This window comes from Niveibacterium sp. (assembly GCF_041909475.1).
Taxonomy (GTDB): domain Bacteria; phylum Pseudomonadota; class Gammaproteobacteria; order Burkholderiales; family Rhodocyclaceae; genus Niveibacterium.
In genome coordinates this window covers 89,259-113,729 of the sequence record NZ_JAYRDJ010000008.1, presented here as the reverse complement: position 1 = coordinate 113,729, position 24,471 = coordinate 89,259, and the positions used below count along the sequence as shown (strand labels likewise).

The following is a 24,471-nucleotide window of genomic DNA, read 5'->3' as shown; positions in this document are numbered from 1 at the left end:
ATGTTCTTCGGTCGAACCAGAGTGCCTGTCGCATATGGGCGACACGTCGATGGCGGCTTCTCGGCAATCAACCCGATGCATCCGCAGCAGCGCTGCGTCAATCGCAAAAAAGGGCAAAACCTGACCGGGATTGCTCAAGTTTCCGGGAGGCGCACCGATAACCGTGCTCTACATGGCCAGTCCCCTCTCGGAGTTCCAAACAACATGATCAAGAATCTGCGGATTTCGTCCCGACTGGTTCTTCTTTCCAGTTTCCTGCTTGCCCTGGTCGTCGTCGTCGTGGCGCTGGGCCGTTCCGGTTTAAGCACCGCCACCGCGCAGATGGAAAGCGCCTACACGCAGCACACGGTGCCGATGTCCTTGCTCGGCGTGTCGCTCGACACGCTGCACCGTAGCCGCATGCGCATCGTGCTGGCGATGGAAACGCAATACGTCAAGACCGCCGAAGAGCACTTCGAGGCCATGCGCCAGCTCGACGCCGACGCGATGAAAGGGCTGCAGACAGTCTTCAAGTCAATGACCGATGCGACATCGAAGAAGCACATCAAGGAGTTCCAGACCCACTACGCTGAATTCACCGAATCGCGCGACAAGATGGTGAAGCTGTATGGCGAGGGTGACCGCATGCAGGCGGTGTCCGAGTTCCGCTCCAACGCGCTGCCGGCGTTCGAGCAGGCAATCGACGCGCTGACCGCGCTGCTGAAGATGCAGGTGAAGGAGAACGAAGCCTCCAACGCCGCCGTGGCCGCCAATGCCGCAAAGATCAAGAACACCACCATGGCGATCGCGCTGGTCGGGCTCATCGCCGCCGTCGCGCTGTCGTTCTCGATCATCCGCTCGGTCACGAAGCCGCTCGGGCAGTCGGTGAAGCTGGCCGAGAAGATCGCCGATGGCGACTTGAGCACTGAAATCCGCGTCGAACGCAACGACGAAACCGGCAAGCTGCTGACCGCGCTCGACGCGATGCAGCAGCAGCTGCGCACGATGATCGGTGCGATCGAACAATCGAGCGGCAACATCGCCGGCGCCGCGCAGCACCTGAACAGCGCCTACCACGAGATCGAAGGCAGCGCCGCGCAGCAGAGCGAAGCCGCAGCCGGCATCGCCGCAGCCGTGCAGGAAATGACCGCCGGCCTCGATCACGTTGCCGAGCGTGCATCACGCGTGCGCGAAGAGGCGCAGAACGCGCACCGCATGTCGGAAGAAGGCGCGGTGCTGGCCGATGCGGCGAGCGACGAGGTCGGCCGCGTGGCCGAATCGGTGAACACCGCGGCGTCGAACATCGGCCGCCTCGAAGAACACTCCACCCGCATCAGCGGCATCGCCGGCATCATCAAGGAGATCGCCGACCAGACCAACCTGCTCGCGCTCAACGCCGCAATCGAAGCGGCCCGCGCAGGCGAACAGGGGCGCGGTTTCGCGGTGGTGGCCGACGAGGTGCGCAAGCTGGCTGAGAAAACCGGCAAGGCGACCAGCGAGATCATGACCGCGCTCGGCGCGATCCATGGCGAAACCGAAAGCGTGGCGCGCGTGATGCGTGGATCGGCCACGCAAGCGAATTCATCGGTGGAGGCGATCAGCCGCCTTGGCCCGGCGCTGAGCTCCTTGAAGAGCGGTGCCGACACCACCCGCCACGAGGTCGCCGAACTGGTAGAAACCTACAACGAGCAGAGCGCCGCCAGCCACGCGATCGCCGAGCACATCGAACGCATCGCGCAGATGAGCGACTCGACCAACGCGGCTATCACGCGCAGTGCCGGCTCGGTCAGCGACCTCGAATCGATGGCCGAAGAACTGCGCGCTGCGGTATCCAAATTCAGGCTTTGAGCGGACCGGGAGAGACGCTCCTGACGGCGGGCCGCTGGGTTGCGGCGGCCCCCGTTTTCTTTCCTGCCTTGATGCGGCGGTTTGACTTCCCGCCGCCCCCGCGTTAGTTTCCTGTCACTGCGCCGATTTGATCTACAGCTTGCGGGCGCGTTAAAAATGCGGCTAAAGCGAGGGCAACCCGACCGTCTGCTCTTCGCGAGCCGGTCGGGTTTTTGTTTTTCTGACGGGTAACCATGACTTCTTCCGGATCCGTTGGCGTCGTCTCGCCGCAGACGGCGCACTTCGCAGAACCGCTCACGCTGAAAAGCGGCGCGGTGCTGCCCGCCTACGATCTCGTCTACGAGACCTACGGCACCCTCAACGCCACGCGCGACAACGCTGTGCTGGTCTGCCATGCGCTCTCCGGCTCGCACCATGTCGCGGGCACCTATGCAGGCAAGCCGAAAAGCACCGGCTGGTGGGACAACCTCGTCGGCCCCGGCAAACCGCTCGATACCAACAAGTTCTTCGTCATCGGCGTGAACAACCTGGGCGGCTGCTACGGCTCGACCGGGCCGACCTCGATCAACCCGGCCACCGGCAAGCCTTGGGGTGCGGATTTCCCCTTCGTGACGGTGGAAGACTGGGTCGAGGCGCAAGCGCGCCTGGCCGACCGCATGGGTATCGCGCGTTTCGCCGCGGTCGTCGGCGGCAGCCTTGGCGGCATGCAGGCGCTTGAATGGACGCTGGCCTACCCGGACCGCGTGCGCCACGCCGCCATCATCGCCGCGGCGCCGAAGCTTTCGGCGCAGAACATCGCCTTCAACGAAGTCGCGCGGCAGGCGATCAAGTCCGACCCGCAATTCCACGGCGGCCACTACTACGAACACGGCGTGGTGCCGGTGAATGGCCTCAAGCTCGCACGCATGGTCGGCCACATCACCTATCTCTCCGACGATGCGATGGGTGAGAAATTCGGCCGCAAGCTGCGCCACGGTGAGCACAAGTACCACTGGGACGTGGAGTTCGAGATCGAGTCCTACCTGCGCTACCAGGGCGACAAGTTCGCCGGCTACTTCGACGCCAACACCTACCTGCTGGCAACCAAGGCGCTGGACTACTTCGACCCGGCCTTCGATTACGACGGCGACCTTGCTGCGGCACTGTCGCGCGCGAAGGCAGATTTCCTCGTCGCGTCGTTCTCGACCGACTGGCGCTTCGCGCCGGAGCGCTCACGTGAACTGGTGTTCGCGCTGATCCAGAACGGCCTCAAGGTGAGCTATTCCGAGCTGGAAAGCACCGCTGGCCATGACTCCTTCCTGCTCGACGATCCGCAGTACCACGCGGTGTTGCGCGCGTGGTTCGACGGCATTGGAGTTTGAGATGTCTACCCGTTTCGACTTTGAAGTGATTGCCCGCTGGGTGCAGCCCGGCGACACCGCACTGGATCTGGGTTGCGGCGACGGCAGCCTGCTCGCCTTCCTGCGCGACACCCGCCAGGTGAAGGGCTACGGCGTGGAAGCGGACCCCGAGCGCCTGGTCGCCTGCATCCGCAACGGCGTGAACGTGCTGCAGATCGACCTTGAGAAAGGGCTCACCGACTTCAACGACGGCCAGTTCGATCATGTGATCATGAGCCTGTCGCTGCAGGCGGTGCACCACACCGAGAAGATCCTCGACGAGATGCTGCGCGTCGGCCGCGAGGCGGTGGTGAGCTTCCCGAACTTCGGCTACTGGAAGCACCGGCAGGCAATCCTCAACGGCCGCATGCCGGTGTCGGAAAGCCTGCCCTACGAGTGGTACGACACGCCCAACGTCCGCTTCTTCACGATCGCGGATTTTGAAGCGCTGTGCGAGAAGCGCGGCATCCGCATCCTCGAACGTGCAGCCTTCGACGACGACAAACCGGTGAGCGGCGAAGCCAACTTCCTTGCCAGCATGGCGATGTACCGGCTGGCGCGTTGAAGCACGACCCGGCTCGCCGGGTCGGCCCCTACTCTATGCGGTTCAGGCAGCGGCGGCCAGCAGCTTGTGGATCACCTGCTGCACGCCGCGCTCGGTGTTGCACGGCGCGCGGAAACGCGCACGCGCCACCACCGCCGGGTGGGCGTTCTTCATTGCGTAGGAGTGCGCGGCTTCGTCGAGCATTTCCAGGTCATTGACGAAGTCGCCGAAGGCCATCGTCTGCGCACGCTCGACGCCCAACGCCGCCTGCAACTGCTGCAGCCCGCGCCCCTTGTTGACGCCGCTGGCCATCACGTCGACCCAGTGTTCGCCTGACACGACCGCCTTGAGCGATGCGCCCAACGCGGCGAAGTGCGGATAGATCTCGCGTTCCGCCGAGCCCGGCACACAGAGGGCCAGCTTGAGGAAATCGTCCGCCACGGCGGCGAGGTCTTCGACCACTTCAAGGCGCGGGTAGTACTTGGCCACTTCGGCAATGAAACCGGTGCCACTGCGCTCGACGTAAGCCGAGCGCTTGCCGCACATCACTGCGCCAATCTCAAGCCCACGCTGCGTCAGCCCGCGCCAGGTGGCAACCAGTTGCTGCACATCGGCCTGAGCGAGACAGCTCGAAGCCAGCTCGCGCTCGCCCATCATCACCAGTGCGCCGTTTTCGGCGATCACCGGCATCGTCGCGGCCAGCTCGGGGAAGAGCGCGAGGATGCTGTGGTACTGCCGGCCGCTCGCCGGGCAGAACACCACACCGCGCGCCGCAAGTTGTGCCAGCGTGGTCGTGAAATCAGCCGGTAGCTGCTTGTGTTCGTCGAGCAGCGTGCCATCCAGATCGCAGGCGATCAGTCGTATTCCGTTCATGTTTGTTCAACCTTGTTGCGTTTGACGGTGGCTAGAAAGGCCCGCCGTGCCCCTCAGATAGTGACTTCGAGGCGGTTCCCTTCTGGATCCAGCAGCACGTATTCGTAGTAGCCATCACCCGTCCAGCGCGGGCCGTCGAGCACGCGCAGCCCTTCGGCCACGCTTTGCGCATGGTGCTGGTCCACCGCCTCCTTGCTGCCGACCGAGAACGCCAGGTGGATCAGGCCAAGGCGTTGCGCCTGCGCGCTGTCCTGACTGGCCGGGATGCCGGGCATCGCCATCAGTTCCAGCCGCGCACCATCGGCGAACTTCAGAAAGTAGGAACGGAAGTCCTTGCGGGTGTTGTGATACTGATCACCGGCGGTGGCGCCGAAACGCGTTTCATAGAAGCGCCGCAGCGCTTCCAGATCCGCCGCCCAGATCGCGATATGTTCAATCTTCATGCTCGAATCCTCTGAACGACACCCTGTTCGCAGGGCCATGGATTCATCTTGCGCCGCAGGTCATCAAAAGCCAAACTTGTATTTCTTCTGTTTTGATAAGGGTTACTTGTGATCAGAACCCTGCTTCATCATCTGCCGGGCTTTGCCGCCGTCGCCCGCCATGCGAGCTTCTCGAAGGCCGCCGAAGAGCTGGCGCTGACCCAGGCCGGCGTCAGCTACCAGATCCGCCAGCTCGAAGACCGGCTCGGCTTTCCGCTCTTCATTCGCGGCCACGGCCAGCCGCTGAAGCTGACCGAGCGTGGCGCCCTGCTGCTGGAGGAATACCGGCTCGCGGAGAAGTCGATCGAACGCACGCTGGACATGATCCGCATCGGCAACGAGCGCCAGCGCATCCGCGTGACCGCGCCGGTAGACCTGGGCAGCTGCTACATCACTCCGCGCCTGCCGCAGATCGAGGCGCGCGGGCTGATCGTCGATCTGCACCTGTCGGACCAGCCGGTGCCGCTGGTCGACAGCCGCTTCGACCTTGCCGTCCGCAACGAGCCGAACGATGACCGGCTGGTGCACGAACCGCTGCTGACCAGTGCCAACGTGCTGGTGTGCAGCCGCGATTACGCCGCGGCGCACGGCATACCGGACTCCGTCAGCGCGCTCGCCCGCCATCGCCTGCTGCTGCGCAACGCCGAGCGCAGCCACAGCTGGGGCGACCTGCTGGCGGTGGCCGGGTTGGAGCTGGGCTCGCTGGCCGATACGCGGGTGCTCGGCAACAGCTTCGCGCTGCTCGAAGGTGTGCGGGCCGGGCTCGGCATCACGCTGCTGCCGCGCTATCTGGTCGCCGAGCAGATCAACATCGGGCGGCTGGTCGAAGTGCCACTCGCCGACGCCAAACCGGCCGCAACCGGCTTCTATCTGAGCTACTACCCGTCGGTCACCGCGCGGCTGTGGGCGGCGGTGCTGCTCGAATGCCTCGCCACCGCCGACGCGGTCTAGGGAAGGTCTGAATAAGTGAATCAGGCCGGCGCGTACTGCGACAGAAAGCGCTCCAGCCTGCGATCACCGCCGTAGGCGATGTTGATGCGGAAGTACGGCGAGGCCTGCATCTGCGGGCGGAAGGTCTGGCCCGGCGCGAGCAGGATGCCGGCCTGCGCCGCCGCGTCCACCAGCGGCGCGGCATCCTCCACGCCGGTCTTGCGCACCCACAGGAACACGCCGGCGCTCGGCACATAGGGCACTTCGCAGCCGGTGCGCTCGAGCATCCGCAGCGTGCTGGCGCGCGCGGCGTCGAGCCGCTCACGCAGGCGCTCGCAGTGGCGGCGGTACTGGCCGCCGATCAGCATGCCGTGCACCACCGATTCGTTCATTTCGGGCGAAGTGTTGTTGGTGAGCAGCTTCAAGTCGCGCAGCGCTGCGATCAGCGCCGGGTTGGCGGCGATGTAGCCGACCCGCAGATCCGCCGAGATCGTCTTCGAAAAGCTGTTCACGTAGATCACCCGCGCAAGCTGGTCGAGCGTCGCCAGCCGCACCGTCGGCGTGGGCTGGAAGCCGCCGAACACATCGTCCTCCAGAATCGCGAAGTCGTGCTGCTCCGCGCAGCGCAGCACGCGGTGCGCCACGGCTGGCGAGAGGTCGGTGCCGGTCGGGTTGTGCAGCGCCGACTGGGTGTAGAAGAAGCGCGGCTTGTGCTCGGCGGCAAGGCGTTCCAGCGCATCAGGGTCCGGCCCCTGCGCGGTGCGCGGCACACCGATCAGGCGCGCACCCTGCAGCCTGAGGTTGCCGAAGAAGGCGTGGTAGCCGGGGTCGTCCACCAGCACCGCATCGCCCGGGCGCACTAGATGCCGCGCCACCAGATCCAGCGCCTGCGAAGCACCCTGCGTCAGCAACACCTGCTCGGGCTGCGCCACGACACCGCGGGCTGCCAGCCGCACACAGATCTGCTCGCGCAGTGGCAGGTAACCCATGGAGTTGCCGTAGCGCGTGAGGCGCGGGTTCTCTTCGCGTGCGATGGCGCGCAGCTGGCGGCGGATCTCCTCCTCCGGCAGCCACGAGGGCGGCAGCCAGCCGGCGCTGGCTCGCAATTGTTCGTCCGGTGCGTCGAGGCCGCTACGCACCACCCAGGCCACATCGAGTGCGCGATCTGGCACCGGTTCGGCGGCGCGCACAGGCCCGCTGTCGTCACGCGACTGCACATAAAAGCCAGAGCCGCGGCGCGACTGCAGGTAGCCCAGTGCGACCAGCCGCTCGTAGGCCTCGACCACGGTAAAGCGGCTCACGCCGTAGTGCGTGGCGAATTGACGGATCGGCGGCAGGCGGCTGCCACCCCGCAGCAGACGGTCGTCGATCTGTTCGCGCACGCCGCGCACGATCTGCTCCACCAAGGGCAGGCTGGTCGAAGTGTCGAGAGTGAGGCTCAGCATGGGCGGCTCCGATTACAGGTGTCATGGCGAAACGACCGGTACGGTCCCGCACACACCACGGCAAGTGTCAGGGTTCAATGCAACAAGTGTCCGGTATTGTCCGCTCAAATGCAACGGAGGTCACCATGACACAACGCCCCCCTCTACAACGCCCCCGCCCCCTTGGCCGCCTTGTCGCCGCTGCACTGGCACTTGTCGCCACCGCATCGGATGCCGGCCCTCCCCGCCCGGAAGTCGTGTGGGCCGATCGCCAGATCGTGTTCTGGGCCGAAGCAGATACCGGTGCGGTGCATGCAGTCGGCATCCGGCAAGGGGTCAGCGAGTTCGGCGTGCTGCGTGCGCCGCAGCGCCGCGGTGTGTCGCAGCTCGCGCTGGACGGCAAGAGCGCGGTGCTAACGGTGTGGGGCGACGACGCGATCTACCGCTACGACGCGCGCAGCTTGCGGCTGCTGAGTCGCGACGAAACCCGCATCGCACGCGCAGCCACCCAGCCGCGCCGCTGAATCGAGTAACGCCCTTGCGTACCGCACACGCCCCCGCCAGCGCCTACCTGCTGGGCTCCCTCGGTGTGGCCAGTTTCAGCCTGACCTTCCCGATGACGCGCTTGGCGGTGGCGGAACTGGATCCGGTATTTGTCGGCCTCGGCCGCGCCATCGTCGCAGCGCTGCTGGCCTTGCTGGTGCTGAAATGGCAGCAGGCGCCTCGGCCGACAGGGCGGCAGGTGCGACGGCTGATCGTTGTCGCACTCGGCGTGGTGGTGGGCTTCCCACTGCTCAGCGCATGGGCAATGCGCACGGTGGATTCGAGCCACGGCGCCGTCATCGCGGGCCTGCTGCCGCTCGCCACCGCGGCGGGCGGCGCGTTACGCGCAAAAGAACGGTTGAGCCTGCAATGGTGGATATGTGCGGTGGCCGGCAGCGTGCTGGTGCTGGCCCATGCGCTGCGCGCCGGGGCTGGCGGGCTGCAGGGCGCCGATCTGGCGCTTGTCGGCGCGGTCATGGCCGCCGCAATCGGCTATACCGAGGGCGCGCTGCTGGCGCGCGAAATGCCCGCCGAGCGGGTGATCTGCTGGGCGCTGGTGATCGCTGCACCCTTCATCCTGCTGGTGCTCGTAATCTATCCGCTGCGCTGGCAGCCTGCCTCGCTCGCGGCGTGGGGCGCCTTCGGCTACGTCAGCGCCTTCAGCATGTTCCTCGGCTTCTTTGCGTGGTATCGCGGCCTCGCGAAGGGCGGCATCGCACGCATCAGCCAGATTCAACTGCTGCAGCCCTTCCTGACCTTGCTGGCCGCTGCCTTCCTGTTTGGCGAACTGGTCGCCCCGGAAATGTGGTCGTTCGCCGCGGGGGTGGTCATCTGCGTGGCGCTCGGGCGCCGAATGCCCGCAGCGTCAGCGCGTCAGGGGAACACGAACAGCCGGTAGCGGCGCGGCAGGCCGGGCCGGTACTCGATCCGCCCACCGTTGGCGACCGGGCCGGCAAGGTTCTGATCGCGTGCATAGACCTTGATGTTGCCGGACGGGTTGGCCAGCAACGAATCGGCGTCGCAAAGGATCGCACCGCCTTCATAGCGCTTCGTCACGCAACGCGACAGCCAGGCCGGGCCCTTGATCTCCGGCTCCGGCTTGGCAGCCGGTGAGGGCGGCAAGGCCGCTTCGCTCTCGACCTTGGGCGGTGCCACCGCCGTGGTGCCCGCCGCGGCTGCAGCGGCAGCCGCCTTGTCCTTCTCGGCTTTCTCGGCCTTCTTCGATTTGGGTTTGGCCGGCTTGGCCGGTGCGGCCGGCTTCGCCGCGGGTACGACAGGCTCCACCGACGAAATCACCGGCGCGGGTTGGGGCTCCGGCGGTGCGGATGGGGGCGGTTCAGGCGCAGTTGCGCACGCGCCCAGCCAGAGCGCCGCCACCATCGGCAGGATTCGCGCTGTTGCTGACATGCTTGCACCTCCAGTGATCATCAGTCCTTTGTATACCACCGCACCGATTTCCGCTTGCTCGACCGGATCAATGGTCGCCGCCGCGCGCGTCGCGGCCCGCCCGGAACTTTCGTAACGGCCCTCGGGCGCATCGCTTGAGACCATGCGACGAACAGGGTCGTTCCCGCCAAGGCGCGCCCAGCCTGGGCGGACAGATCCGACTTGCCAGCCCTTGCCCCATTGGTTAGCCTGTTTGTTTCGCCAGGGGTCCCCGCCGCACTTTCGAAATCGGCGGGGTGAGAGACACCCTCTGCACCTGATCCGGGTCATGCCGGCGTAGGGAGGCGAAGCCGCCACCGGGCACCCTGCCCGCCTGCCTGCTTCCTCCCCGCCCCAAGAGAGGAAGCACCATGAACGCCAAAGAACAATTCATCGCCTCGAACGCGCATGTCGACGAGGCCGCCATCCAGCCGCTGCCCAATTCGCGCAAGGTGTACTTCGAAGGCTCGCGCGCCGACATCCGCGTGCCGATGCGCGAGATCACGCAGGCCGACACGCCGACCGCCTTCGGTGGCGAGAAAAACCCGCCGATCTATGTCTACGACTGCTCCGGCCCCTACACCGATCCAGCGGTGAAGGTGGATGTGCGCAACGGCCTCGCCGCGCTGCGCGCGAAGTGGATCGAGGTACGCGGCGACACCGAAGTGCTGCCGCATCTGTCGTCCGAATACGGCCGCGCACGCGAGGCCGACGCCAAACTCGACGAACTGCGCTTCAACCTGCAGCGCAAGCCGCGCAAAGCCAAAGCCGGTGCCAACGTGACGCAGATGCACTACGCGCGTCGCGGCATCATCACGCCGGAGATGGAGTTCATCGCGATCCGCGAGAACCTCAACCGCGCCGCCTACATCGAGTCGCTGAAGGCCACCGGCCCCACCGGCGAGAAGATGGCCGCCTTCATGGGCCGTCGTCACCCGGGGCAAAGCTTCGGCGCCGCGATTCCGGACGTCATCACGCCAGAGTTCGTGCGTGACGAAGTCGCCCGCGGCCGCGCGATCATCCCGAGCAACATCAACCACCCCGAAAGCGAGCCGATGATCATCGGCCGCAACTTCCTCACCAAGATCAACGCCAACATCGGCAACAGCGCGGTGTCCTCCTCCATTCAGGAGGAAGTCGACAAGCTCACTTGGAGCATCCGCTGGGGCGGCGACACGGTGATGGATCTCTCCACCGGCAAGAACATCCACGAAACACGCGAGTGGATCCTGCGCAACTCGCCGGTGCCGATCGGCACAGTGCCGATCTATCAGGCGCTGGAGAAGGTGAACGGCAAGGCCGAAGACCTGACCTGGGAGATCTTCCGCGACACGCTGATCGAGCAGGCCGAGCAGGGCGTCGACTACTTCACGATCCACGCCGGCGTGCTGCTCAAGTACGTGCCGATGACCGCCAACCGCATGACCGGCATCGTCAGCCGCGGCGGCTCGATCATGGCCAAGTGGTGCCTCGCGCACCACAAGGAGAACTTCACCTACACGCACTTCGAAGAGATCTGCGAAATCATGAAGGCCTACGACGTGGCCTTCTCGCTCGGCGATGGCCTGCGCCCCGGCTCGATCTGGGACGCCAACGACGAAGCGCAGCTCGGTGAATTGAAGACGCTCGGCGAGCTGACGCAGATTGCGTGGAAGCACGATGTGCAGGTGATGATCGAAGGCCCCGGCCACGTGCCGCAGCAGCTGATCAAGGAGAACATGGACCTGCAGCTGGACTGGTGCGACGAAGCGCCGTTCTACACGCTGGGGCCGCTGACCACCGACATCGCGCCGGGCTACGACCACATCACCAGCGCCATCGGCGCCGCGCAGATCGGCTGGTACGGCTGCGCCATGCTGTGCTACGTCACCCCGAAGGAACACCTCGGCCTGCCGAACAAGGACGACGTGAAGGCCGGCATCATCGCCTACAAGATCGCAGCCCACGCCGCCGATCTCGCCAAGGGCCACCCGGCCAGCCAGATCCGCGACAACGCGATGAGCAAGGCACGCTTCGAGTTCCGCTGGGAAGACCAGTTCAACCTCGGCCTGGACCCCGACACCGCGCGCAGCTACCACGACGAGACCCTGCCGCAGGAAGGCGCCAAGGTCGCCCACTTCTGCTCGATGTGCGGCCCGCACTTCTGCTCGATGAAGATCACGCAAGACGTGCGCGACTTCGCCGCCGCGCAAGGCGTATCGGAAGAAGAGGCGCTGAAGAAGGGGATGGAAGTGAAGTCGGTGGAGTTCGTGAAGACAGGCGCGCAGGTCTATCACAAGGTGTGATCACGCGCGTCACCATGCGAAGGGCCGCGTAAGCGGCCCTTGTTGCGTCTACTCGGTGACCGCAAGATGTTTGCGATTGCGCTCGCGCCGAAGACGCCCCTCCTTCATCAGAATTCCCAAGATGCTGTAGCTCAAGTAGTCCTTTGAGCCACCGCCGTAGTCGGACTGCAAGCCAAGATATTTGGCCGCGTCACTGTTGCTGATGCCTGTTGGATTCGCCTTGGCGAGCTCCATGACCGCTGCCTTGAGCAGTTGAAGCGCCATCTGGGCCTTTTCGTAACAGCCTTCGGGCACGTTCAACCCGCTCTGCCGCAACGACTGATCAGCGTTGGGGCGTACCTGATTCGTGAGCACGCCGCCATGCGCGCGCACACCGAAAGCGGCGATCAGCTCTGCTTCAAGTTTGAGCGCCTGCAACTCTGTCAGGTCGTCCGCCAAGATCGTGTGAAGAACCTTCAGGCCTGCATCGCGGATAGCCGCAATCACGTGCCCTTTCTCTGAGTCGTCAATTTGACTTTGGTGCTCCCATGCACGATTGCCAGTTCCTTTTCCGATGTAGAACGCCTTAGCGGGGTTCGATCGGGGGTCTTTCAACGCGTAAACGTAAAAGGGATTTTGGTTGCTCATTTCGGCTCCGAGAGTCTTGAACTTGGGCTCGTCGGTCGACCATCGACACTTCGACTCCGACAACTCCGTTCCGCGCCCGGCAGCACATCCATCGCATGTCGCATGAAATCGACAAAGCTGCGTAGCTTGGCCGGGTAGTGCGCGGCATAGGGGTACATCAGATAGACAGGCAGCGGTGGCGCTTCCCAGTTGGGGGCGAGCTGCACCAAGGCGCCGCGCTTGAGCTCGTCTTCGACGACCCAGGCGGACACCACGGCAATGCCCACGTCTCGCAGCAGCGCGCTGCGGATCGCGTAGAGGCTATCCGAAGCGATGCGTGGCTGGATCGCGATGCTCGCCTCGGCACCATCGGCATCACGCAAGGTGACTTCGTTGCGATAGAAGGGCCGCAAGGCCAGCCAAGGCAGGCCTGCCAGGTCGTCAGGGGTTCGCGGCGTTGGGTGGCCACCGAGCAGCGCCGGACTGCCGACGACGATACGCGACACCTCGGCCAGCTTGAGCGCTACGACCGATAGATCGCTGATCGCGCCAACCCGGATGGCGCAGTCGACACCCTGCTCGACGAAGTTCAGCGGCGCGTCGTGCAGCAACCATTCGACTGAAACCTTGGGGTATCGCTCAAGGTATTCGCTGAGCGGGCCGACCAGATGGTGCTGCCCGAAAGCATGGGGCGCCACCACGCGCAGCATGCCCTGCGGCTCGTCGATCACCCCGCGCAAGCCCGATTCGAATTCGCCCCATGCAGCCAGCAGATCTTTAGCGCGTTCGAAGTAGCGTGCACCGGCCTCGGTCAGGGTCATCGCATGGGTTGTCCGATGCAGCAGCGTCAGCCCAAGCGACGCTTCAAGTGCTTTCAGGCGGCGGCTGATCGTGGGCTGCGTTGCGTTCATCTGCAGCGCAGCGGCGGACAGGCTCCCGGCCTCGACGATCCGCACAAAGGTTTGCATCAACGCGAGGCGATCCAGGCTCGGTTTCATACGCTCAGTGTATAGCCGTTCTTCGTTTCATACGCCTACCGCGCAAACGGATTCGCTCGCACACTGCCCGCAACGAATCATCGCCACGCAGGTCGCCCATGAACACCCAAGTCCTGACAGCAGAAGAACCCGCGCAGAGCGCCGATACGCCGCTTGGTGCAGGGCTCGTCTTCCTGCTCGCAAGTGCGGCGGGCCTCAGCGTCGCCTCGCTGTACTACAACCAGCCGATGCTGAGCACGCTGGCGGCTGAATTCCATGCCTCACCAACGGCTATCGGTCGTATCCCCACGCTGACACAACTCGGCTACGCGCTCGGCATCCTGCTGCTGGCGCCGCTGGGCGACCGCTTCGATCGCCGCACGATCATTCTGAGCAAAACGGCGCTGCTCGCGCTGGCCTTGCTCGCAACAGCGGCGGCACAGTCGATCGCGCAACTCGGCGCCCTGTCGGTCGTCATCGGCATCACCGCCAGCCTTGCGCAGGACGCGGTGCCCGCCGCCGCGGCACTGGCGCCGGAAAACCGACGCGGCAAGATCGTCGGCAGTGTGATGACCGGCTTGCTGCTGGGGATTCTGCTGTCGCGGGTGGCGAGCGGATTGGTGACCGAGTTGCTTGGCTGGCGAGCGCTGTTCGTGATCGCGGCCGGCTTGGTTGCGCTGCTTGGCATTGTGGCGGCGCGCCGCCTGCCGCATTTCGCGCCGACCACCGATTTACCGTACGCAGCACTGCTCGGCTCGCTGCTCACCCTGTGGCAACGCCATGCCGACATGCGCCGCGCGGCGCTGGCACAAGGACTACTCAGCGCCGCCTTCAGCGCGTTCTGGTCCACCCTCGCGGTGATGCTGCACCAACCCCCGTTTGGCTATGGCAGCGCCATCGCAGGCGCGTTCGGCCTTGCCGGCGCGATCGGCGCACTCGCTGCGCCGGTTGCAGGGAGCATCGCCGACCGCCGAGGGCCCGAACACGTCACGCGCATCGGCGCGGTACTCGTGATCATCAGCTTCGCCGGCTTTGGGCTGTTGCCACACAGCCTCGGCATGCTGATCGCCGGAACACTCGTCTTCGACCTGGGCGTACAGGCCTCACTGATCGCGCACCAGAGCATCGTCTATGGCCTGGAGCCCGGTGCGCGTAGCCGGCTCAACGCCTTGCTGATCGGCGCGATGTTCGTGGGCATGGCTGGCGGGTCAGCGCTTGGCAGCCTCGCACTGGATCTCGCCGGCTGGCGAGGCCTGTGCGCCTTCGCCGGAAGCGCGGCACTTGCGGCACTGGCGGTACGTCTGTGGCCGCATCGCGCAAGGACGTAAGCTGACGAGGGCGCGCGCCGCGCTGCTCCCGGCCAATGGGAGCGCGCGGCCTACAACCCCAACTCACTCAGCCCCGGATGCCCATCCGGCCGTCTGCCCTGCTCCCAGTGGAACTTGCGTTCGGACTCCGCGATCGGCAGGTCGTTGATGCTGGCGAAGCGGCGGGCCATCAGGCCGTTCTCGTCGAACTCCCAGTTCTCGTTGCCGTAGGAGCGGAACCAGTTGCCGGCGTCGTCGCGCCATTCGTAGGCGAAGCGCACCGCAATGCGGTTGTCGGTGAAGGCCCAGAGTTCCTTGATCAGGCGGTATTCGATCTCGCGCGCCCACTTGCGGGCGAGGAAGGCCTCGATTTCGGCACGGCCGCGCGGGAATTCCGTACGGTTGCGCCAGACGCTATCGGGCGTGTAGGCGAGGGCGACACGCGCCGGGTCGCGGCTGTTCCAGGCGTCTTCCGCCATGCGGACCTTCTGGACCGCCGTCTCGTGGGTAAAAGGCGGCAGCGGCGGACGGGCGTGGGTTGCGGCGTTCATGGGCTTACTCCCTGGCTGTGTCGTTGGAAGCAGACGGCTCTGCTGCAATGCGCCCGTGCGTTTCGGCGAAGGTGCGTAGTGCATTCAGTTCGGCAAGCAGCGGCGCGACCGCCGCATTCACTTCGGCCTGTGTGAAGCGCGGGGTGATGTGCTGCGGGCAGTTCCATTCGATCGCTTCGATATGGATCAGCACGCCGCGTTCGACCTGGGCACGGTAGCCCGGCACGCCAAGCTGCGCGAGCAAGGCCGGCGCATCCGCCTCGTGCACGATGCGCGCACGGCCCCATAGCTTGAGGCGACGGCGGTTCGCGTAGTCCATCAGGATCAGCGATACGCGATCATTGGCGTTGAGATTGCCGACACTGAGGTACTGCCGGTTACCGCGAAAGTCGGCGTAGCCAATCGTGCGGGCGTCGAGTACTCGCAGGAAGCCAGGCGGACCGCCGCGGTGCTGCACATAGGGCCAGCCGCTCTCGCTCACGGTGGCCTGGTAGAAGCTGTCGCGCGAGGCGATGAATTCGATCTCGTGCTCGTGCAGTTCATTGCGGGGGTCTTCAGCCAGCTCGAAACCGCGGTTATTGTCGCGGCTGCCATAGCGCGCCTGCGCGGCCTTGACGCCGGGCGTGAAACTGATGTCGGCAAAGGCGCGGGGCATGATGGACCTCCCTTCTCTTCGATGCGGCGGCCCGAACTCGCGTTCAGGCCGCCGACCCGCGCTGCAATCAAGCGGCCTTGCGCAACACGCGCGGGAAGTCGATATCGGTCTCGGCCACGTTGTTGATGTAGTTCGTCAGCACATTGAGCGCGACGCTGAGCACGATCTCGACCACGCTGGCGTCGTCGAAGCCGGCGGCGCGCAGGCTGGCGAGGTCGGCATCACTGACGCGGCCACGCTCGGCGGCAACGCGGCGGGCGAAGTGCAGTGCGGCGCGGGTCTTCGCATCGGCCGAGTGCGCATCGCGGGCGGCTGCGATCTCCGCTGCGTCGATCTTCGCAACATGGGTGGCCAGATAGCTGTGCGCCGACAGGCAGTAGTCGCAGCCGTTGAATTCGGCCACCGCCAGCGCGATGCGCTCGCGCAGTTGCACGCTCAGCACACCCTTGGCCAGCGCGCCGTTGAGCGAGAGGTAGCCCTCCAGCGCCGCCGGGCTGTGGCCGACCAGCTTCATCAGGTTGGGCACCACGCCCAGTTGCTTGTGGACCGCATCCAGCAGCGGCTTGGTGGCGGCGGGCGATTGTTCGACGGAGGGGATGGCGATGCGGGACATGGTGTAACTCCTGTATTCGGTTGGGTTCGGAGGCCGCTGCACCCTGTGTGCTGTGGCGTGACTGCATTCTTCCAAAGCACGAACAGAAGAAGAATCCGCACACAGAACAATAGATAATTCCTCGGATCGGAATAATCGGAGCCCAACATGGATCGCCTGCACCTGATGAGCGTGTTCGTCGCCGTGGCCGAGTCGGAGAGCTTTGCCGGCGGTGCGCGCCGGCTCGCGATGTCGCCACCGGCCGTGACGCGGGCGGTGGCCGCGCTGGAAGCGCACCTCGGCGTCAAGCTGCTCAACCGCACCACGCGCCATGTGCGGGTCACCGAGGCCGGCCAGCGCTACCTCGACGATGCGCGCCGCGTGATCGCCGCGGCGGATGAAGCGGACGAAGCGGCTGTCGGACTGAACGCCGCACCACGTGGCCACATCACGGTGACTGCGCCGGTAATGTTCGGCCGCTTGTACGTGATGCCGGGCATCGTCGACTACCTGCAGCGCTATCCGGGCACCGAGGTCGCCGCAATGCTGCTCGACCGCGTCGTCAACCTGCTTGAAGAGGGGGTCGATGTCGGCATCCGCATCGGCGAGCTGGCCGATTCGAGCTTCAAGGCACTCCGCGTCGGCCAGGTCGGGCGCGTGGTCTGCGCCGCACCGGCCTACCTCGCCGCCCACGGCACGCCGGCAACCCCCGCAGAACTTGCATCGCACACCATCGTGGCGGCGAGCGCGATCGGCCCCACCGCCGAATGGCGCTTCCTGCGTGGCGACGCCGCCAGCGCGGTGCGTGTCGCGCCACGGCTCACCGTCACCACCAACGATGCCGCGATTGAAGCCACGGTCCGCGGACTCGGCATCTCGCGCCTGATGTCGTATCAGGTTGCGCCGCAGCTTGCGTCCGGCGAGTTGGTGCTACTGCTGCGCGATTTCGAACCGCCACGCATGCCGGTGCACATCCTGCATCGAGAAGGCCGCCACGCGTCGGCCAAGATCCGCAGCTTCGTTGACCTGATGGCGACACGCTTGCGCAACGACCCGTCGCTGAACTGAGCCGCACCTCGCCGCGCACCGCCGCATTTGCTTTGGGTCACCACGCTGGTTTGCCGCTTGTGATGTGCTGTCACCGAAGGATCGCTGCCCAGGCGCTGACACTGCCGGACGCCCGCAGCGAGCCGTTTGCAGCCCGTGACCCACCATGAACCCGCGAGCGGAGTCCCGATTGCCGCGACGTTTCGTTACGCTGCTGAGGCGGCGCTTCCCTGCGTTTGAGCAACTGTGGCTGCGTTTCCCCGACAGCGTGTTCGTGATCCGCTGTGAAGCCGACGGGCGTTTCGTCATCGAGGCGATCAACCCGGTGCTCGCCAACGTGATCGGGCGCGCCGGCGACTCCGTAGTCGGGCTCGAACTGGACGCGGTCGTACCGCCGGACTACCTCGCCGCCACGCTGCAGCGCTATCGCGATTGCGTCGCCCGCGGCGAGCCGATGACCTACGAGGAAACCGCCGGCCCGGCTGACGCAGAACCGCGCCATTGGCAAACGCTGCTAGTGCCCGCCAACGACACCACCGGGCGGGTCGAGTACATCCTCGGCATCTCGCGCGACATCTCTGCACTACGCCGCGCCGAGGCCTCTTTGCGCGAAGCCAACGAGGCGCTTGAACAGCGCGTCGTCGCGCGCACCGCCGAACTCGAACACGCCAACCGGCGCCTGACCGACCTCGCCACCCATGACGAACTGACGCGCCTCTACAACCGCCGCCACCTGTTCGAGCTCGCCGCACGGGAATTCCGGCGCGCGCAGCGCAGCGGCCTGCCACTGGCCGCGCTGATGCTGGACCTGGATCACTTCAAGGGGATCAACGATCGCTTCGGGCATGCTGCCGGCGACGATGTGCTTCGGCGGCTGGCGATCGCTTTGCAGGGCTCGCTGAGGCAGACCGACGTAATCGGCCGCTACGGCGGCGAGGAGTTTCTGGTGCTGCTGCCCGACACCGACGCCGTCGAGGCCCACCGGACCGCGGAGCGCCTGCGCGCCTGCTGCGCGACATGCGGACATGGCTGGCAGGGGCGCCCGATCCACTGCACCCTCAGCATCGGCATCGCCCACTTCGACCCCGCGCGCGACGACCGCCTCGACAGCCTGCTGCAGCGCGCCGACATGGCCTTGCTACGCGCCAAGGCCGCGGGCCGCGACTGCCTGGTTGTCGCCGCCTAGCAGCGGCGAACTCGCGGCGTAAGCGGCCAGATGTTCGATCAAGGCCTTCACCCGCGCTGGCGTAAATCCCTGCTGCGGCCACACCGCAAATACATCGCGCCCCGCGGCGCGCCACGGCTCCAGCACGCAGCGCAAAGCGCCGCGCTCGATTGCCGCATGGCATTCGGTCAGCGGGCACAGCAAAAGCCCGAAGCCCTGCTCGGCCATCGTCACCGCCAGCCGCATGTCGTTCGCGCGCAGGCGGCTGGCAGTCGGCATCAGCATGCGCTCGACGCCGCTGGTCGGATCACGGAAGCGCCATTCGCGGATCGGCTCCGCCACGATCAGCGCATGCCCCGATAGCGATTCGGGATCTGCCGGCGCGCCGTGCTGCGCAAGGTAGGCCGGCGAAGCCACCAGCACCAGCTCGATCCGGCCCAACCGGCGTTGCAACAGCAGTGAATCGGCCTGCGGGCCGACGCGGATCGCCAGATCGGCCCCGCGGCCAACAATATCCTGCACCTCGTTGCTCAATTCCAGCTCCAGGCTGACAGCCGGATAGCGCGCGAGGAAGCCCGGCCAGGCCCCGAGCAAGGCCCCGTTGGCCAGATTCACCGGCGCCAGCACACGGATTGAACCGCTCACCTGATGCATCGACTGATCGAGCGATTGCGTCGCCTGCGTCAGTGCATGCAGCAGCGGGCGGCACTGGGCGTAGTACTGCCAGCCCTCCGCGGTGGGCACCAGACGGCGCGCGGAGCGATGCAAAAGTCGCACGCCAAGCTGCTGTTCAAGCCGCTGCAGGCGGCGAGTCACGGTTGCCGGCGGGGTACCGCTGCGCGCCGCAGCCTGGTTCAGGCTACCGGCCTCAACGATTGCGACGAAGAGCGCAAGGTCATCGAACAGATATTCCATTTTTGGAATCCATTATTGAATTTTCGGCCGTAGTTGCATTCAAGTATGAACCCTAGACTCCAAGCACGTCTTTCCAAATGAGGAGTCCGACCATGAGCACCCCACAACGCCAGCGCATCCTGTTCGCCTTGCTGATGTCGCTGTTGATGTCCGCGCTGATGACCGGCTGGGTCACCTGGCTCAACCTGGGCCTGCAGCCCGGCTTCTTCGCGCACTGGCGCGCCGCCTTTGTCGCAGCCTGGCCGGCGGCCTTCCTGATCGTCGTCAGCTGCGGGCCGGCCGTGCAGCGCGCAAGTCAGGCGCTGCTGGCGCGCATCACGCCTCAGGGTTGAGTGCGGCACCGCAGCGTTGCACTCCTGCCAGCGCGCGCCTATCAAGAAGCATGGCGCACCGGTGTGCACGGCATGCGCCGGAACGAAGCCTCGTGAAAGGCATCCAACTCAAGCGGGCGGCAGAGACCCTGCCCCCGCAACGCGCAGCGCCACCCACCGGCGGCGCGACTGACAGGGGGACATCGGCATGGACACGCGATCCACCAAGGCAACGCACGATGAAGACCCGATCGGTGATGCCCGCTTCAGTAGCGAGCGACCGACGCTGTTCGGCGATGTCGGCTTCGACGCCGCCTACGCCACCGAAAGCCACCCGGAAGGCCTGCGCTACGGCGAAAAACCGCGCGCACCGGGTGTCGAACCCCACCGGGCGAAAGCCGAGCCAGCGCCGGATGCGGATGGCCACGGGATCATTTCGGTCGGCTGAACCCGCGAGCGTCCGGCGCCGCCAAGTGCCGGATGCAAAACGATTTTTATCGATCCGACGGGTCGGATCGGGCTACAATCCGCGCCCTCGCGCAGCGGGCCCGGAGAGCTTCGCGCGCCTGCCGCAATCACATCCGCCAGACCCCGACGAGACGCCCCGATGAGCCAGCCCACCCACCCGCTTGAACTGCTATCCCCCGCGAAAACCGCCGAGATCGGCCGCGAGGCGATCCTGCACGGCGCGGACGCGGTCTACATCGGCGGCCCCTCGTTCGGCGCGCGCCACAACGCCAGCAATACCGTCAGCGAGATCGCCGGGCTGGTGGCCTTCGCGCACCGCTACCGCGCGCGCATCTTCGTCACGCTCAACACCATCCTGCACGACGCCGAGCTGGAACCCGCGCGCAAGCTGGTGCATGAGCTCTACGACGCCGGCGTCGATGCGCTGATCGTGCAGGACATGGGCCTGCTGGAACTCGACATTCCACCTATCGAGCTGCACGCCTCGACGCAGTGCGACATCCGCACAGTAGAAAAGGCGAAGTTCCTCGCCGAGTCGGGCTTCTCGCAGATCGTGCTGGCGCGCGAGCTGACGATCGAGCAGATCGCCGCGGTGCGGGCAGCGGTGCCGGCCGATACGGTGATCGAACACTTCATCCACGGCGCGCTGTGCGTGGCCTTCTCGGGCCAGTGCAACATCAGCCACGCCCACACCGGCCGCAGCGCCAACCGCGGTGACTGCTCGCAGGCCTGCCGCCTGCCCTACACGCTGCAGGATCAGCAAGGCCGCGTGGTGGCCTTCGAGAAGCACCTGCTGTCGATGAAGGACAACAACCAGAGTGCGAACCTCGCCCACCTGATCGCTGCCGGCGTGCGCAGCTTCAAGATCGAAGGGCGCTACAAGGACGCGAGCTACGTCAAGAACATCACCGGCCACTACCGCCGCCTGATCGATGCGCTGATCGACGCGCAGCCCGAGCTTGGGCGCAGTTCCAGCGGCCGCACCGAACTCTTCTTCACGCCCGACCCGGACAAGACCTTCCACCGCGGCGCGACCGACTACTTCGCCACTGGCCGCAAGGCCGACATCGGCGCCTTCGACACGCCGACCTTCGTCGGTCTGTCGCTCGGCACCGTGACCCGCGTCGGCAAGGACAGCTTCGAGATCGACGCGCTTGAGCCGCTCGCCAACGGCGACGGGCTCAACTACATGCACAAGCGCGAAGTCGTCGGCCTGCAGGCCAACGTCGTCGAAAAGCTGGGCGCCGGCGAAGAAGGCACCCTGTGGCGCGTGTTGCCGAACGAGCCGGTGGCGCAGTTGCCGGGCCTCAAGCCCGGCGTGGCGGTGAGCCGCAACCGCGACCACGCTTGGGAACTGGCGCTGCTGAAGAAATCGGCCGAACGCCGCATCGCGGTGTGGGCGCAGTGCGCCGAGACTGCTGCAGGCCTCGCGCTGACGCTGACCGACGAAGACGGCTTCACCGCCACCGCCGAGGCCACTTTCGACAAGCAGCCGGCGCAGAACATCGAACGCGCCGAGACGACGCTGCGCGAGCATCTCGCCAAGTTCGGCGCCACCGAATTCGCGCTGCAGGAACTGACGCTGTCGTGGTCGGCGCCGCTGTTTGTGCCGGCTTCGGTCGCCAACGCGCTGCGCCGCGACGCCGCCGAGCGCCTGATGGCCACGCGCCTGGCCGGCTGGCAGCGCCCGCTGCGCCGGCCGGAAGTCGAACCGCCGGTGCCCTACCCGGACGAGACGCTGTCCTTCCTCGCCAACGTCTACAACCTGGCGGCGCGCGACTTCTACACCCGCCACGGCGTGAAGCTGATCGCCGCGGCCTACGAGGCGCACGAGGAAGCCGGCGAAGTGCCGCTGATGATCACCAAGCACTGCCTGCGCTTCTCCTTCAACCTGTGCCCGAAGCAGGCCAAGGGCGTTCAGGGCGTGCAGGGGCAGGTGCGTGCCGAGCCGATGACGCTGGTGAATGGCAACGAGCGCTTCACGCTCAAGTTCGACTGCCGCCCCTGCGAGATGCATGTGATCGGCAAAGCCAAGAAGCACGTCCTGCAAAGCCCGCCGCCCTCGCAGGTGCCGGCCAGCGCGCCATTGACCTTCTACAAGCGCCGCGCTGACGCCCCCGCGCTGCCCTGAGGGCCGTTCGTCACCGGGTCTTGGGGTGGCCCGCCCTGCGGGCCTACACTGAAACATTGCCCAAGGACTGACGCACGGCGGCGGCAGTGGACGACCTGCTATTCATCGACGACAACGAAGAAGCGGAACCCCCTGCCGCCGAGGCTGATGGGGCCGGCTGGGTCGTTCTGGTCATCGACGACGATCCCGACGTGCATGCCGTCACTCAGATGGCGCTGCATCACTTCCGGTTTGAGGGACGGCCGCTGAAGTTCGTCGACTGCTACACCGCCCGCGAGGCGCAGGCAGTATTGCCGACCTTGCCGGACCTTGCCTTGATCCTGCTCGACGTTGTGATGGAGGACGAGGAAGCCGGCACGCGGCTCGCCCGGACGATCCGCGCGACACCCCGCTACGACAAGATCCAAATCGTCGTCCGCACGGCGGCCGGAGGATACGGCGGATGCGTTGCATTCAGTGACATTCCGATCCATGCGTTCGTGTGGAAGAACGAGATCGGCAAGGCGGATCTGGAACGCATCGTCGCCAGCGCGCTGGCCGCCCACTGCGCCGCCACCGCCGCGTCGTCCTGAGGCCGCATCCGGCCGGGCGCTCAACACCGGCTTCGCCTGCGGCCTTGCCCGATGGCCGCCCTCCGCATAGCCTGTGGGGCCCCAACGCAGGAGTTTGGCCCATGAGCGTCCGTGACCGTGTCCGAGTGATCGAAGAGCGCCTGCTCTCCGACAACTGGTACATCCTGAAAACCACGCATTTCGAGTTCCGCCGTGGCGACGGGCGCTGGCAGGCCCAGCATCGCGAAACCTACGATCGCGGCAACGGCGCGGCGATCCTGCTCTACAGCCTGCCGCGCCGCAGCGTGATCATGACGCGGCAGTTCCGCTACCCGGCCTTCGTCAATCACTACGACGAGCTGATGATCGAAGTGCCCGCCGGCCTGCTCGACGAAGCCGATCCGGAAACCCGCATCCGCACCGAAGCCGAGGAAGAAGCCGGCTACCGCGTCGGCAAGGTGCGCAAGGTGTGCGAGGCCTTCATGAGCCCGGGCGCCGTCACCGAGCGCCTGCACCTGTTCGTCGCCGAATACGACCCCGGCGACAAGGTCAGCGATGGCGGCGGGCTGGAGCAGGAGGGCGAGGATATCGAAGTGTTCGAACTGGACTTCGACGAAGCGATGGCGATGGTTGCCGATGGCCGCATCTGCGACGCCAAGACCATCATGCTGCTGCAATACGCCGCGCTGAACCTGTTCAGCGCGGCAGGAATCGGCGCCTAGAACTTCAACTCCAGCCCCACCTTCAGGTCGGGGCTGGTGCTGTTGCGCGCGGTGTCGACCGCCATGCCGACGCCGTAGCGCAGCACCACGCCATCGTCGAGCAGATAACGGCCACTCACGCGCGGTGTCAGCGTCGGTTCGGGTGCCGCAAGAAGCCCTTCGTCCACCCGCCGGGTGCCGGATGCAGCAATGCCGAACGACAGCACCGGGCGGTACTCGTAGTCGGCACGCCAGGTGTAGTTCATCTCGGTCTTGCGTAGATCGGCCATCGGTTCGCGCTCGACCGAGAAATCGGCGCCCAGATTCAGCCGACCGATGCGCGAACGCACGCGCGGCCGCAGGCCCATGCCCCAGCGCGAATCGTCGTCGAACTGGCGGTCGAGCCGCATGCCCATGTCCACCCGCAGTGGCACGCCGCCAAGCCTGAACTTGCCGAAGTCGACATCGTGATCGAGCCGCAGCGAATCGAGCCGCGGCCCACCGCCACCGGTACTGAGCGCCTCGGTAGTGAATGAAGTGCTGCCAGCTGCGCTCTTGCCGAAATCCACACTCATGCCGAGCGTGTCGGTACCGCGCGTGGCCGCATCGGACTGCGCACGCAGCTTGAGCTGCGGGTCATCCGGGCGCACCGTGAGGGTTTGTTCGCGTACGTATTCTGCGCCGCTGGCGACGCTCACCGCGCCAAGCATCGCGAGCGCCAGCAGCACTACCTTGCAAGACGACATCGCCCGAGTATCGCGGATCGGGCGACGGCCCGACGC

Annotated in this window: 26 protein-coding genes and 2 riboswitches; of the genes, 15 read left to right on the top strand and 11 right to left on the bottom strand. The window is 66.0% G+C overall.

Annotation, left to right across the window (positions count from 1 at the left end):
- The first annotated feature begins 204 nt into the window (after nt 1-204).
- The 3 genes from ACE3P0_RS08065 to metW all read left to right on the top strand — a co-directional run bounded on the left by ACE3P0_RS08065 (nt 205) and on the right by metW (nt 3,771).
- Nucleotides 205-1,827, top strand: coding sequence for a methyl-accepting chemotaxis protein (locus tag ACE3P0_RS08065; RefSeq protein ID WP_374401645.1), 1,623 nt, complete (start codon nt 205-207; stop codon nt 1,825-1,827).
- A gap of 109 nt (nt 1,828-1,936) precedes the next feature.
- A riboswitch (SAM riboswitch) is annotated at nt 1,937-2,010 on the top strand.
- A gap of 50 nt (nt 2,011-2,060) precedes the next feature.
- Nucleotides 2,061-3,188, top strand: a complete 1,128-nt coding sequence (locus ACE3P0_RS08060) for a homoserine O-acetyltransferase (RefSeq protein WP_374401642.1) — start codon at nt 2,061-2,063, stop codon at nt 3,186-3,188.
- A gap of 1 nt (nt 3,189) precedes the next feature.
- Nucleotides 3,190-3,771, top strand: a complete 582-nt coding sequence (gene metW / locus ACE3P0_RS08055; protein WP_374401640.1) for a methionine biosynthesis protein MetW — start codon at nt 3,190-3,192, stop codon at nt 3,769-3,771.
- 42 nt (nt 3,772-3,813) lie between these two features.
- Here the strand turns inward: metW and ACE3P0_RS08050 are convergent, their stop codons facing one another.
- Both ACE3P0_RS08050 and ACE3P0_RS08045 read right to left on the bottom strand, forming a co-directional pair.
- On the bottom strand, nt 3,814-4,623 hold the full coding sequence (locus ACE3P0_RS08050) for an HAD family hydrolase (protein ID WP_374401638.1): 810 nt from the start codon (nt 4,621-4,623) through the stop codon (nt 3,814-3,816).
- A gap of 53 nt (nt 4,624-4,676) precedes the next feature.
- Complete coding sequence (locus tag ACE3P0_RS08045) at nt 4,677-5,066, bottom strand: VOC family protein (protein ID WP_374401636.1); 390 nt, start codon at nt 5,064-5,066, stop codon at nt 4,677-4,679.
- 108 nt (nt 5,067-5,174) lie between these two features.
- Between ACE3P0_RS08045 and ACE3P0_RS08040 the strand changes: the two genes are divergently transcribed.
- Nucleotides 5,175-6,056 carry a LysR family transcriptional regulator gene (locus tag ACE3P0_RS08040; protein ID WP_374401634.1) on the top strand — a complete coding sequence of 294 codons (882 nt, stop codon included), beginning with the start codon at nt 5,175-5,177 and terminating at the stop codon, nt 6,054-6,056.
- Nucleotides 6,057-6,076: 20 nt separating this feature from the next.
- On the opposite strand, the gene ACE3P0_RS08035 is transcribed toward ACE3P0_RS08040, so the two are convergent.
- Nucleotides 6,077-7,480, bottom strand: a complete 1,404-nt coding sequence (locus tag ACE3P0_RS08035; RefSeq protein ID WP_374401632.1) for a PLP-dependent aminotransferase family protein — start codon at nt 7,478-7,480, stop codon at nt 6,077-6,079.
- A 125-nt stretch (nt 7,481-7,605) separates the two neighbouring features.
- On the opposite strand from ACE3P0_RS08035, the gene ACE3P0_RS08030 reads away from it, so the two are divergent.
- Both ACE3P0_RS08030 and ACE3P0_RS08025 read left to right on the top strand, forming a co-directional pair.
- Nucleotides 7,606-7,983, top strand: coding sequence for a hypothetical protein (locus ACE3P0_RS08030; protein ID WP_374401630.1), 378 nt, complete (start codon nt 7,606-7,608; stop codon nt 7,981-7,983).
- Nucleotides 7,984-7,997: 14 nt separating this feature from the next.
- Nucleotides 7,998-8,900 (top strand): DMT family transporter, encoded by a 903-nt coding sequence (locus tag ACE3P0_RS08025; protein ID WP_374401628.1) that lies wholly within the window; start codon nt 7,998-8,000, stop codon nt 8,898-8,900.
- Here ACE3P0_RS08025 and ACE3P0_RS08020 read toward each other — a convergent pair.
- Nucleotides 8,876-9,409: a hypothetical protein gene (locus ACE3P0_RS08020; RefSeq protein ID WP_374401626.1), complete on the bottom strand. Its 534-nt coding sequence runs from the start codon at nt 9,407-9,409 to the stop codon at nt 8,876-8,878. The two genes, ACE3P0_RS08025 and ACE3P0_RS08020, sit on opposite strands and share 25 nt — an antisense overlap.
- Nucleotides 9,410-9,641: 232 nt before the next feature.
- A riboswitch (TPP riboswitch) is annotated at nt 9,642-9,748 on the top strand.
- A gap of 50 nt (nt 9,749-9,798) precedes the next feature.
- Here ACE3P0_RS08020 and thiC point away from each other — a divergent pair.
- The gene (gene thiC / locus ACE3P0_RS08015) at nt 9,799-11,712 is read left to right on the top strand and encodes a phosphomethylpyrimidine synthase ThiC (protein ID WP_374401624.1); all 1,914 of its coding nucleotides are present in this window, start codon (nt 9,799-9,801) and stop codon (nt 11,710-11,712) included.
- Nucleotides 11,713-11,760: 48 nt separating this feature from the next.
- Here the strand turns inward: thiC and ACE3P0_RS08010 are convergent, their stop codons facing one another.
- On the bottom strand, nt 11,761-12,339 hold the full coding sequence (locus ACE3P0_RS08010; RefSeq protein ID WP_374401622.1) for a hypothetical protein: 579 nt from the start codon (nt 12,337-12,339) through the stop codon (nt 11,761-11,763).
- On the bottom strand, nt 12,336-13,286 hold the full coding sequence (locus ACE3P0_RS08005; RefSeq protein WP_374401620.1) for a LysR family transcriptional regulator: 951 nt from the start codon (nt 13,284-13,286) through the stop codon (nt 12,336-12,338). The genes ACE3P0_RS08010 and ACE3P0_RS08005 overlap by 4 nt, the downstream gene beginning before the upstream one ends.
- A 128-nt stretch (nt 13,287-13,414) precedes the next feature.
- Between ACE3P0_RS08005 and ACE3P0_RS08000 the strand changes: the two genes are divergently transcribed.
- Nucleotides 13,415-14,623, top strand: a complete 1,209-nt coding sequence (locus ACE3P0_RS08000; protein WP_374401618.1) for an MFS transporter — start codon at nt 13,415-13,417, stop codon at nt 14,621-14,623.
- Between the two features lie 50 nt (nt 14,624-14,673).
- Here the strand turns inward: ACE3P0_RS08000 and ACE3P0_RS07995 are convergent, their stop codons facing one another.
- From ACE3P0_RS07995 to ACE3P0_RS07985, 3 genes are all read right to left on the bottom strand, one after another.
- Nucleotides 14,674-15,153: a DUF1348 family protein gene (locus ACE3P0_RS07995; protein WP_374401616.1), complete on the bottom strand. Its 480-nt coding sequence runs from the start codon at nt 15,151-15,153 to the stop codon at nt 14,674-14,676.
- 4 nt (nt 15,154-15,157) lie between these two features.
- Complete coding sequence (locus ACE3P0_RS07990; RefSeq protein ID WP_374401615.1) at nt 15,158-15,808, bottom strand: pyridoxamine 5'-phosphate oxidase family protein; 651 nt, start codon at nt 15,806-15,808, stop codon at nt 15,158-15,160.
- Between the two features lie 67 nt (nt 15,809-15,875).
- Entirely contained in the window at nt 15,876-16,421 is a 546-nt protein-coding gene (locus tag ACE3P0_RS07985) for a carboxymuconolactone decarboxylase family protein (RefSeq protein WP_374401613.1), read from the bottom strand.
- Between the two features lie 147 nt (nt 16,422-16,568).
- Between ACE3P0_RS07985 and ACE3P0_RS07980 the strand changes: the two genes are divergently transcribed.
- Nucleotides 16,569-17,468 (top strand): LysR family transcriptional regulator, encoded by a 900-nt coding sequence (locus tag ACE3P0_RS07980; RefSeq protein WP_374401610.1) that lies wholly within the window; start codon nt 16,569-16,571, stop codon nt 17,466-17,468.
- 169 nt (nt 17,469-17,637) lie between these two features.
- Complete coding sequence (locus tag ACE3P0_RS07975) at nt 17,638-18,633, top strand: diguanylate cyclase (protein ID WP_374401609.1); 996 nt, start codon at nt 17,638-17,640, stop codon at nt 18,631-18,633.
- Here ACE3P0_RS07975 and ACE3P0_RS07970 read toward each other — a convergent pair.
- Nucleotides 18,586-19,527 carry a LysR family transcriptional regulator gene (locus ACE3P0_RS07970; protein WP_374401607.1) on the bottom strand — a complete coding sequence of 314 codons (942 nt, stop codon included), beginning with the start codon at nt 19,525-19,527 and terminating at the stop codon, nt 18,586-18,588. The genes ACE3P0_RS07975 and ACE3P0_RS07970 overlap by 48 nt on opposite strands.
- 92 nt (nt 19,528-19,619) lie before the next feature.
- On the opposite strand from ACE3P0_RS07970, the gene ACE3P0_RS07965 reads away from it, so the two are divergent.
- The 5 genes from ACE3P0_RS07965 (at nt 19,620) to ACE3P0_RS07945 (ending at nt 23,710) form a co-directional block, all read left to right on the top strand.
- The gene (locus tag ACE3P0_RS07965; RefSeq protein ID WP_374401605.1) at nt 19,620-19,859 is read left to right on the top strand and encodes a DUF2798 domain-containing protein; all 240 of its coding nucleotides are present in this window, start codon (nt 19,620-19,622) and stop codon (nt 19,857-19,859) included.
- A gap of 187 nt (nt 19,860-20,046) precedes the next feature.
- Nucleotides 20,047-20,286 (top strand): hypothetical protein, encoded by a 240-nt coding sequence (locus ACE3P0_RS07960; RefSeq protein WP_374401603.1) that lies wholly within the window; start codon nt 20,047-20,049, stop codon nt 20,284-20,286.
- 159 nt (nt 20,287-20,445) lie between these two features.
- Nucleotides 20,446-22,437, top strand: coding sequence for a U32 family peptidase (locus tag ACE3P0_RS07955; protein ID WP_374401601.1), 1,992 nt, complete (start codon nt 20,446-20,448; stop codon nt 22,435-22,437).
- Between the two features lie 86 nt (nt 22,438-22,523).
- Entirely contained in the window at nt 22,524-23,009 is a 486-nt protein-coding gene (locus ACE3P0_RS07950) for a hypothetical protein (RefSeq protein ID WP_374401600.1), read from the top strand.
- A 101-nt stretch (nt 23,010-23,110) separates the two neighbouring features.
- Nucleotides 23,111-23,710, top strand: coding sequence for an NUDIX domain-containing protein (locus ACE3P0_RS07945; RefSeq protein WP_374401598.1), 600 nt, complete (start codon nt 23,111-23,113; stop codon nt 23,708-23,710).
- Here the strand turns inward: ACE3P0_RS07945 and ACE3P0_RS07940 are convergent.
- Nucleotides 23,707-24,435: a hypothetical protein gene (locus tag ACE3P0_RS07940; RefSeq protein ID WP_374401596.1), complete on the bottom strand. Its 729-nt coding sequence runs from the start codon at nt 24,433-24,435 to the stop codon at nt 23,707-23,709. The two genes, ACE3P0_RS07945 and ACE3P0_RS07940, sit on opposite strands and share 4 nt — an antisense overlap.
- Nucleotides 24,436-24,471: the final 36 nt, after the last annotated feature.

Bases quoted from the DNA above. Each gene is read 5' to 3' on its own strand.
- ACE3P0_RS07990 (WP_374401615.1), bottom strand. From the start codon at position 15,808: ATGCCCCGCGCCTTTGCCGACATCAGTTTCACGCCCGGCGTCAAGGCC.
- ACE3P0_RS08020 (WP_374401626.1), bottom strand. From the start codon at position 9,409: ATGTCAGCAACAGCGCGAATCCTGCCGATGGTGGCGGCGCTCTGGCTG.
- ACE3P0_RS07945 (WP_374401598.1), top strand. From the start codon at position 23,111: ATGAGCGTCCGTGACCGTGTCCGAGTGATCGAAGAGCGCCTGCTCTCC.
- ACE3P0_RS07940 (WP_374401596.1), bottom strand. From the start codon at position 24,435: ATGTCGTCTTGCAAGGTAGTGCTGCTGGCGCTCGCGATGCTTGGCGCG.
- ACE3P0_RS08030 (WP_374401630.1), top strand. From the start codon at position 7,606: ATGACACAACGCCCCCCTCTACAACGCCCCCGCCCCCTTGGCCGCCTT.
- ACE3P0_RS08005 (WP_374401620.1), bottom strand. From the start codon at position 13,286: ATGCAAACCTTTGTGCGGATCGTCGAGGCCGGGAGCCTGTCCGCCGCT.
- metW (WP_374401640.1), top strand. From the start codon at position 3,190: ATGTCTACCCGTTTCGACTTTGAAGTGATTGCCCGCTGGGTGCAGCCC.
- ACE3P0_RS07980 (WP_374401610.1), top strand. From the start codon at position 16,569: ATGGATCGCCTGCACCTGATGAGCGTGTTCGTCGCCGTGGCCGAGTCG.
- ACE3P0_RS08010 (WP_374401622.1), bottom strand. From the start codon at position 12,339: ATGAGCAACCAAAATCCCTTTTACGTTTACGCGTTGAAAGACCCCCGA.
- ACE3P0_RS08065 (WP_374401645.1), top strand. From the start codon at position 205: ATGATCAAGAATCTGCGGATTTCGTCCCGACTGGTTCTTCTTTCCAGT.
- ACE3P0_RS07960 (WP_374401603.1), top strand. From the start codon at position 20,047: ATGGACACGCGATCCACCAAGGCAACGCACGATGAAGACCCGATCGGT.
- ACE3P0_RS07955 (WP_374401601.1), top strand. From the start codon at position 20,446: ATGAGCCAGCCCACCCACCCGCTTGAACTGCTATCCCCCGCGAAAACC.
- thiC (WP_374401624.1), top strand. From the start codon at position 9,799: ATGAACGCCAAAGAACAATTCATCGCCTCGAACGCGCATGTCGACGAG.
- ACE3P0_RS08045 (WP_374401636.1), bottom strand. From the start codon at position 5,066: ATGAAGATTGAACATATCGCGATCTGGGCGGCGGATCTGGAAGCGCTG.
- ACE3P0_RS08060 (WP_374401642.1), top strand. From the start codon at position 2,061: ATGACTTCTTCCGGATCCGTTGGCGTCGTCTCGCCGCAGACGGCGCAC.
- ACE3P0_RS08000 (WP_374401618.1), top strand. From the start codon at position 13,415: ATGAACACCCAAGTCCTGACAGCAGAAGAACCCGCGCAGAGCGCCGAT.
- ACE3P0_RS07965 (WP_374401605.1), top strand. From the start codon at position 19,620: ATGAGCACCCCACAACGCCAGCGCATCCTGTTCGCCTTGCTGATGTCG.
- ACE3P0_RS08050 (WP_374401638.1), bottom strand. From the start codon at position 4,623: ATGAACGGAATACGACTGATCGCCTGCGATCTGGATGGCACGCTGCTC.
- ACE3P0_RS07995 (WP_374401616.1), bottom strand. From the start codon at position 15,153: ATGAACGCCGCAACCCACGCCCGTCCGCCGCTGCCGCCTTTTACCCAC.
- ACE3P0_RS07985 (WP_374401613.1), bottom strand. From the start codon at position 16,421: ATGTCCCGCATCGCCATCCCCTCCGTCGAACAATCGCCCGCCGCCACC.
- ACE3P0_RS07970 (WP_374401607.1), bottom strand. From the start codon at position 19,527: ATGGAATATCTGTTCGATGACCTTGCGCTCTTCGTCGCAATCGTTGAG.
- ACE3P0_RS08035 (WP_374401632.1), bottom strand. From the start codon at position 7,480: ATGCTGAGCCTCACTCTCGACACTTCGACCAGCCTGCCCTTGGTGGAG.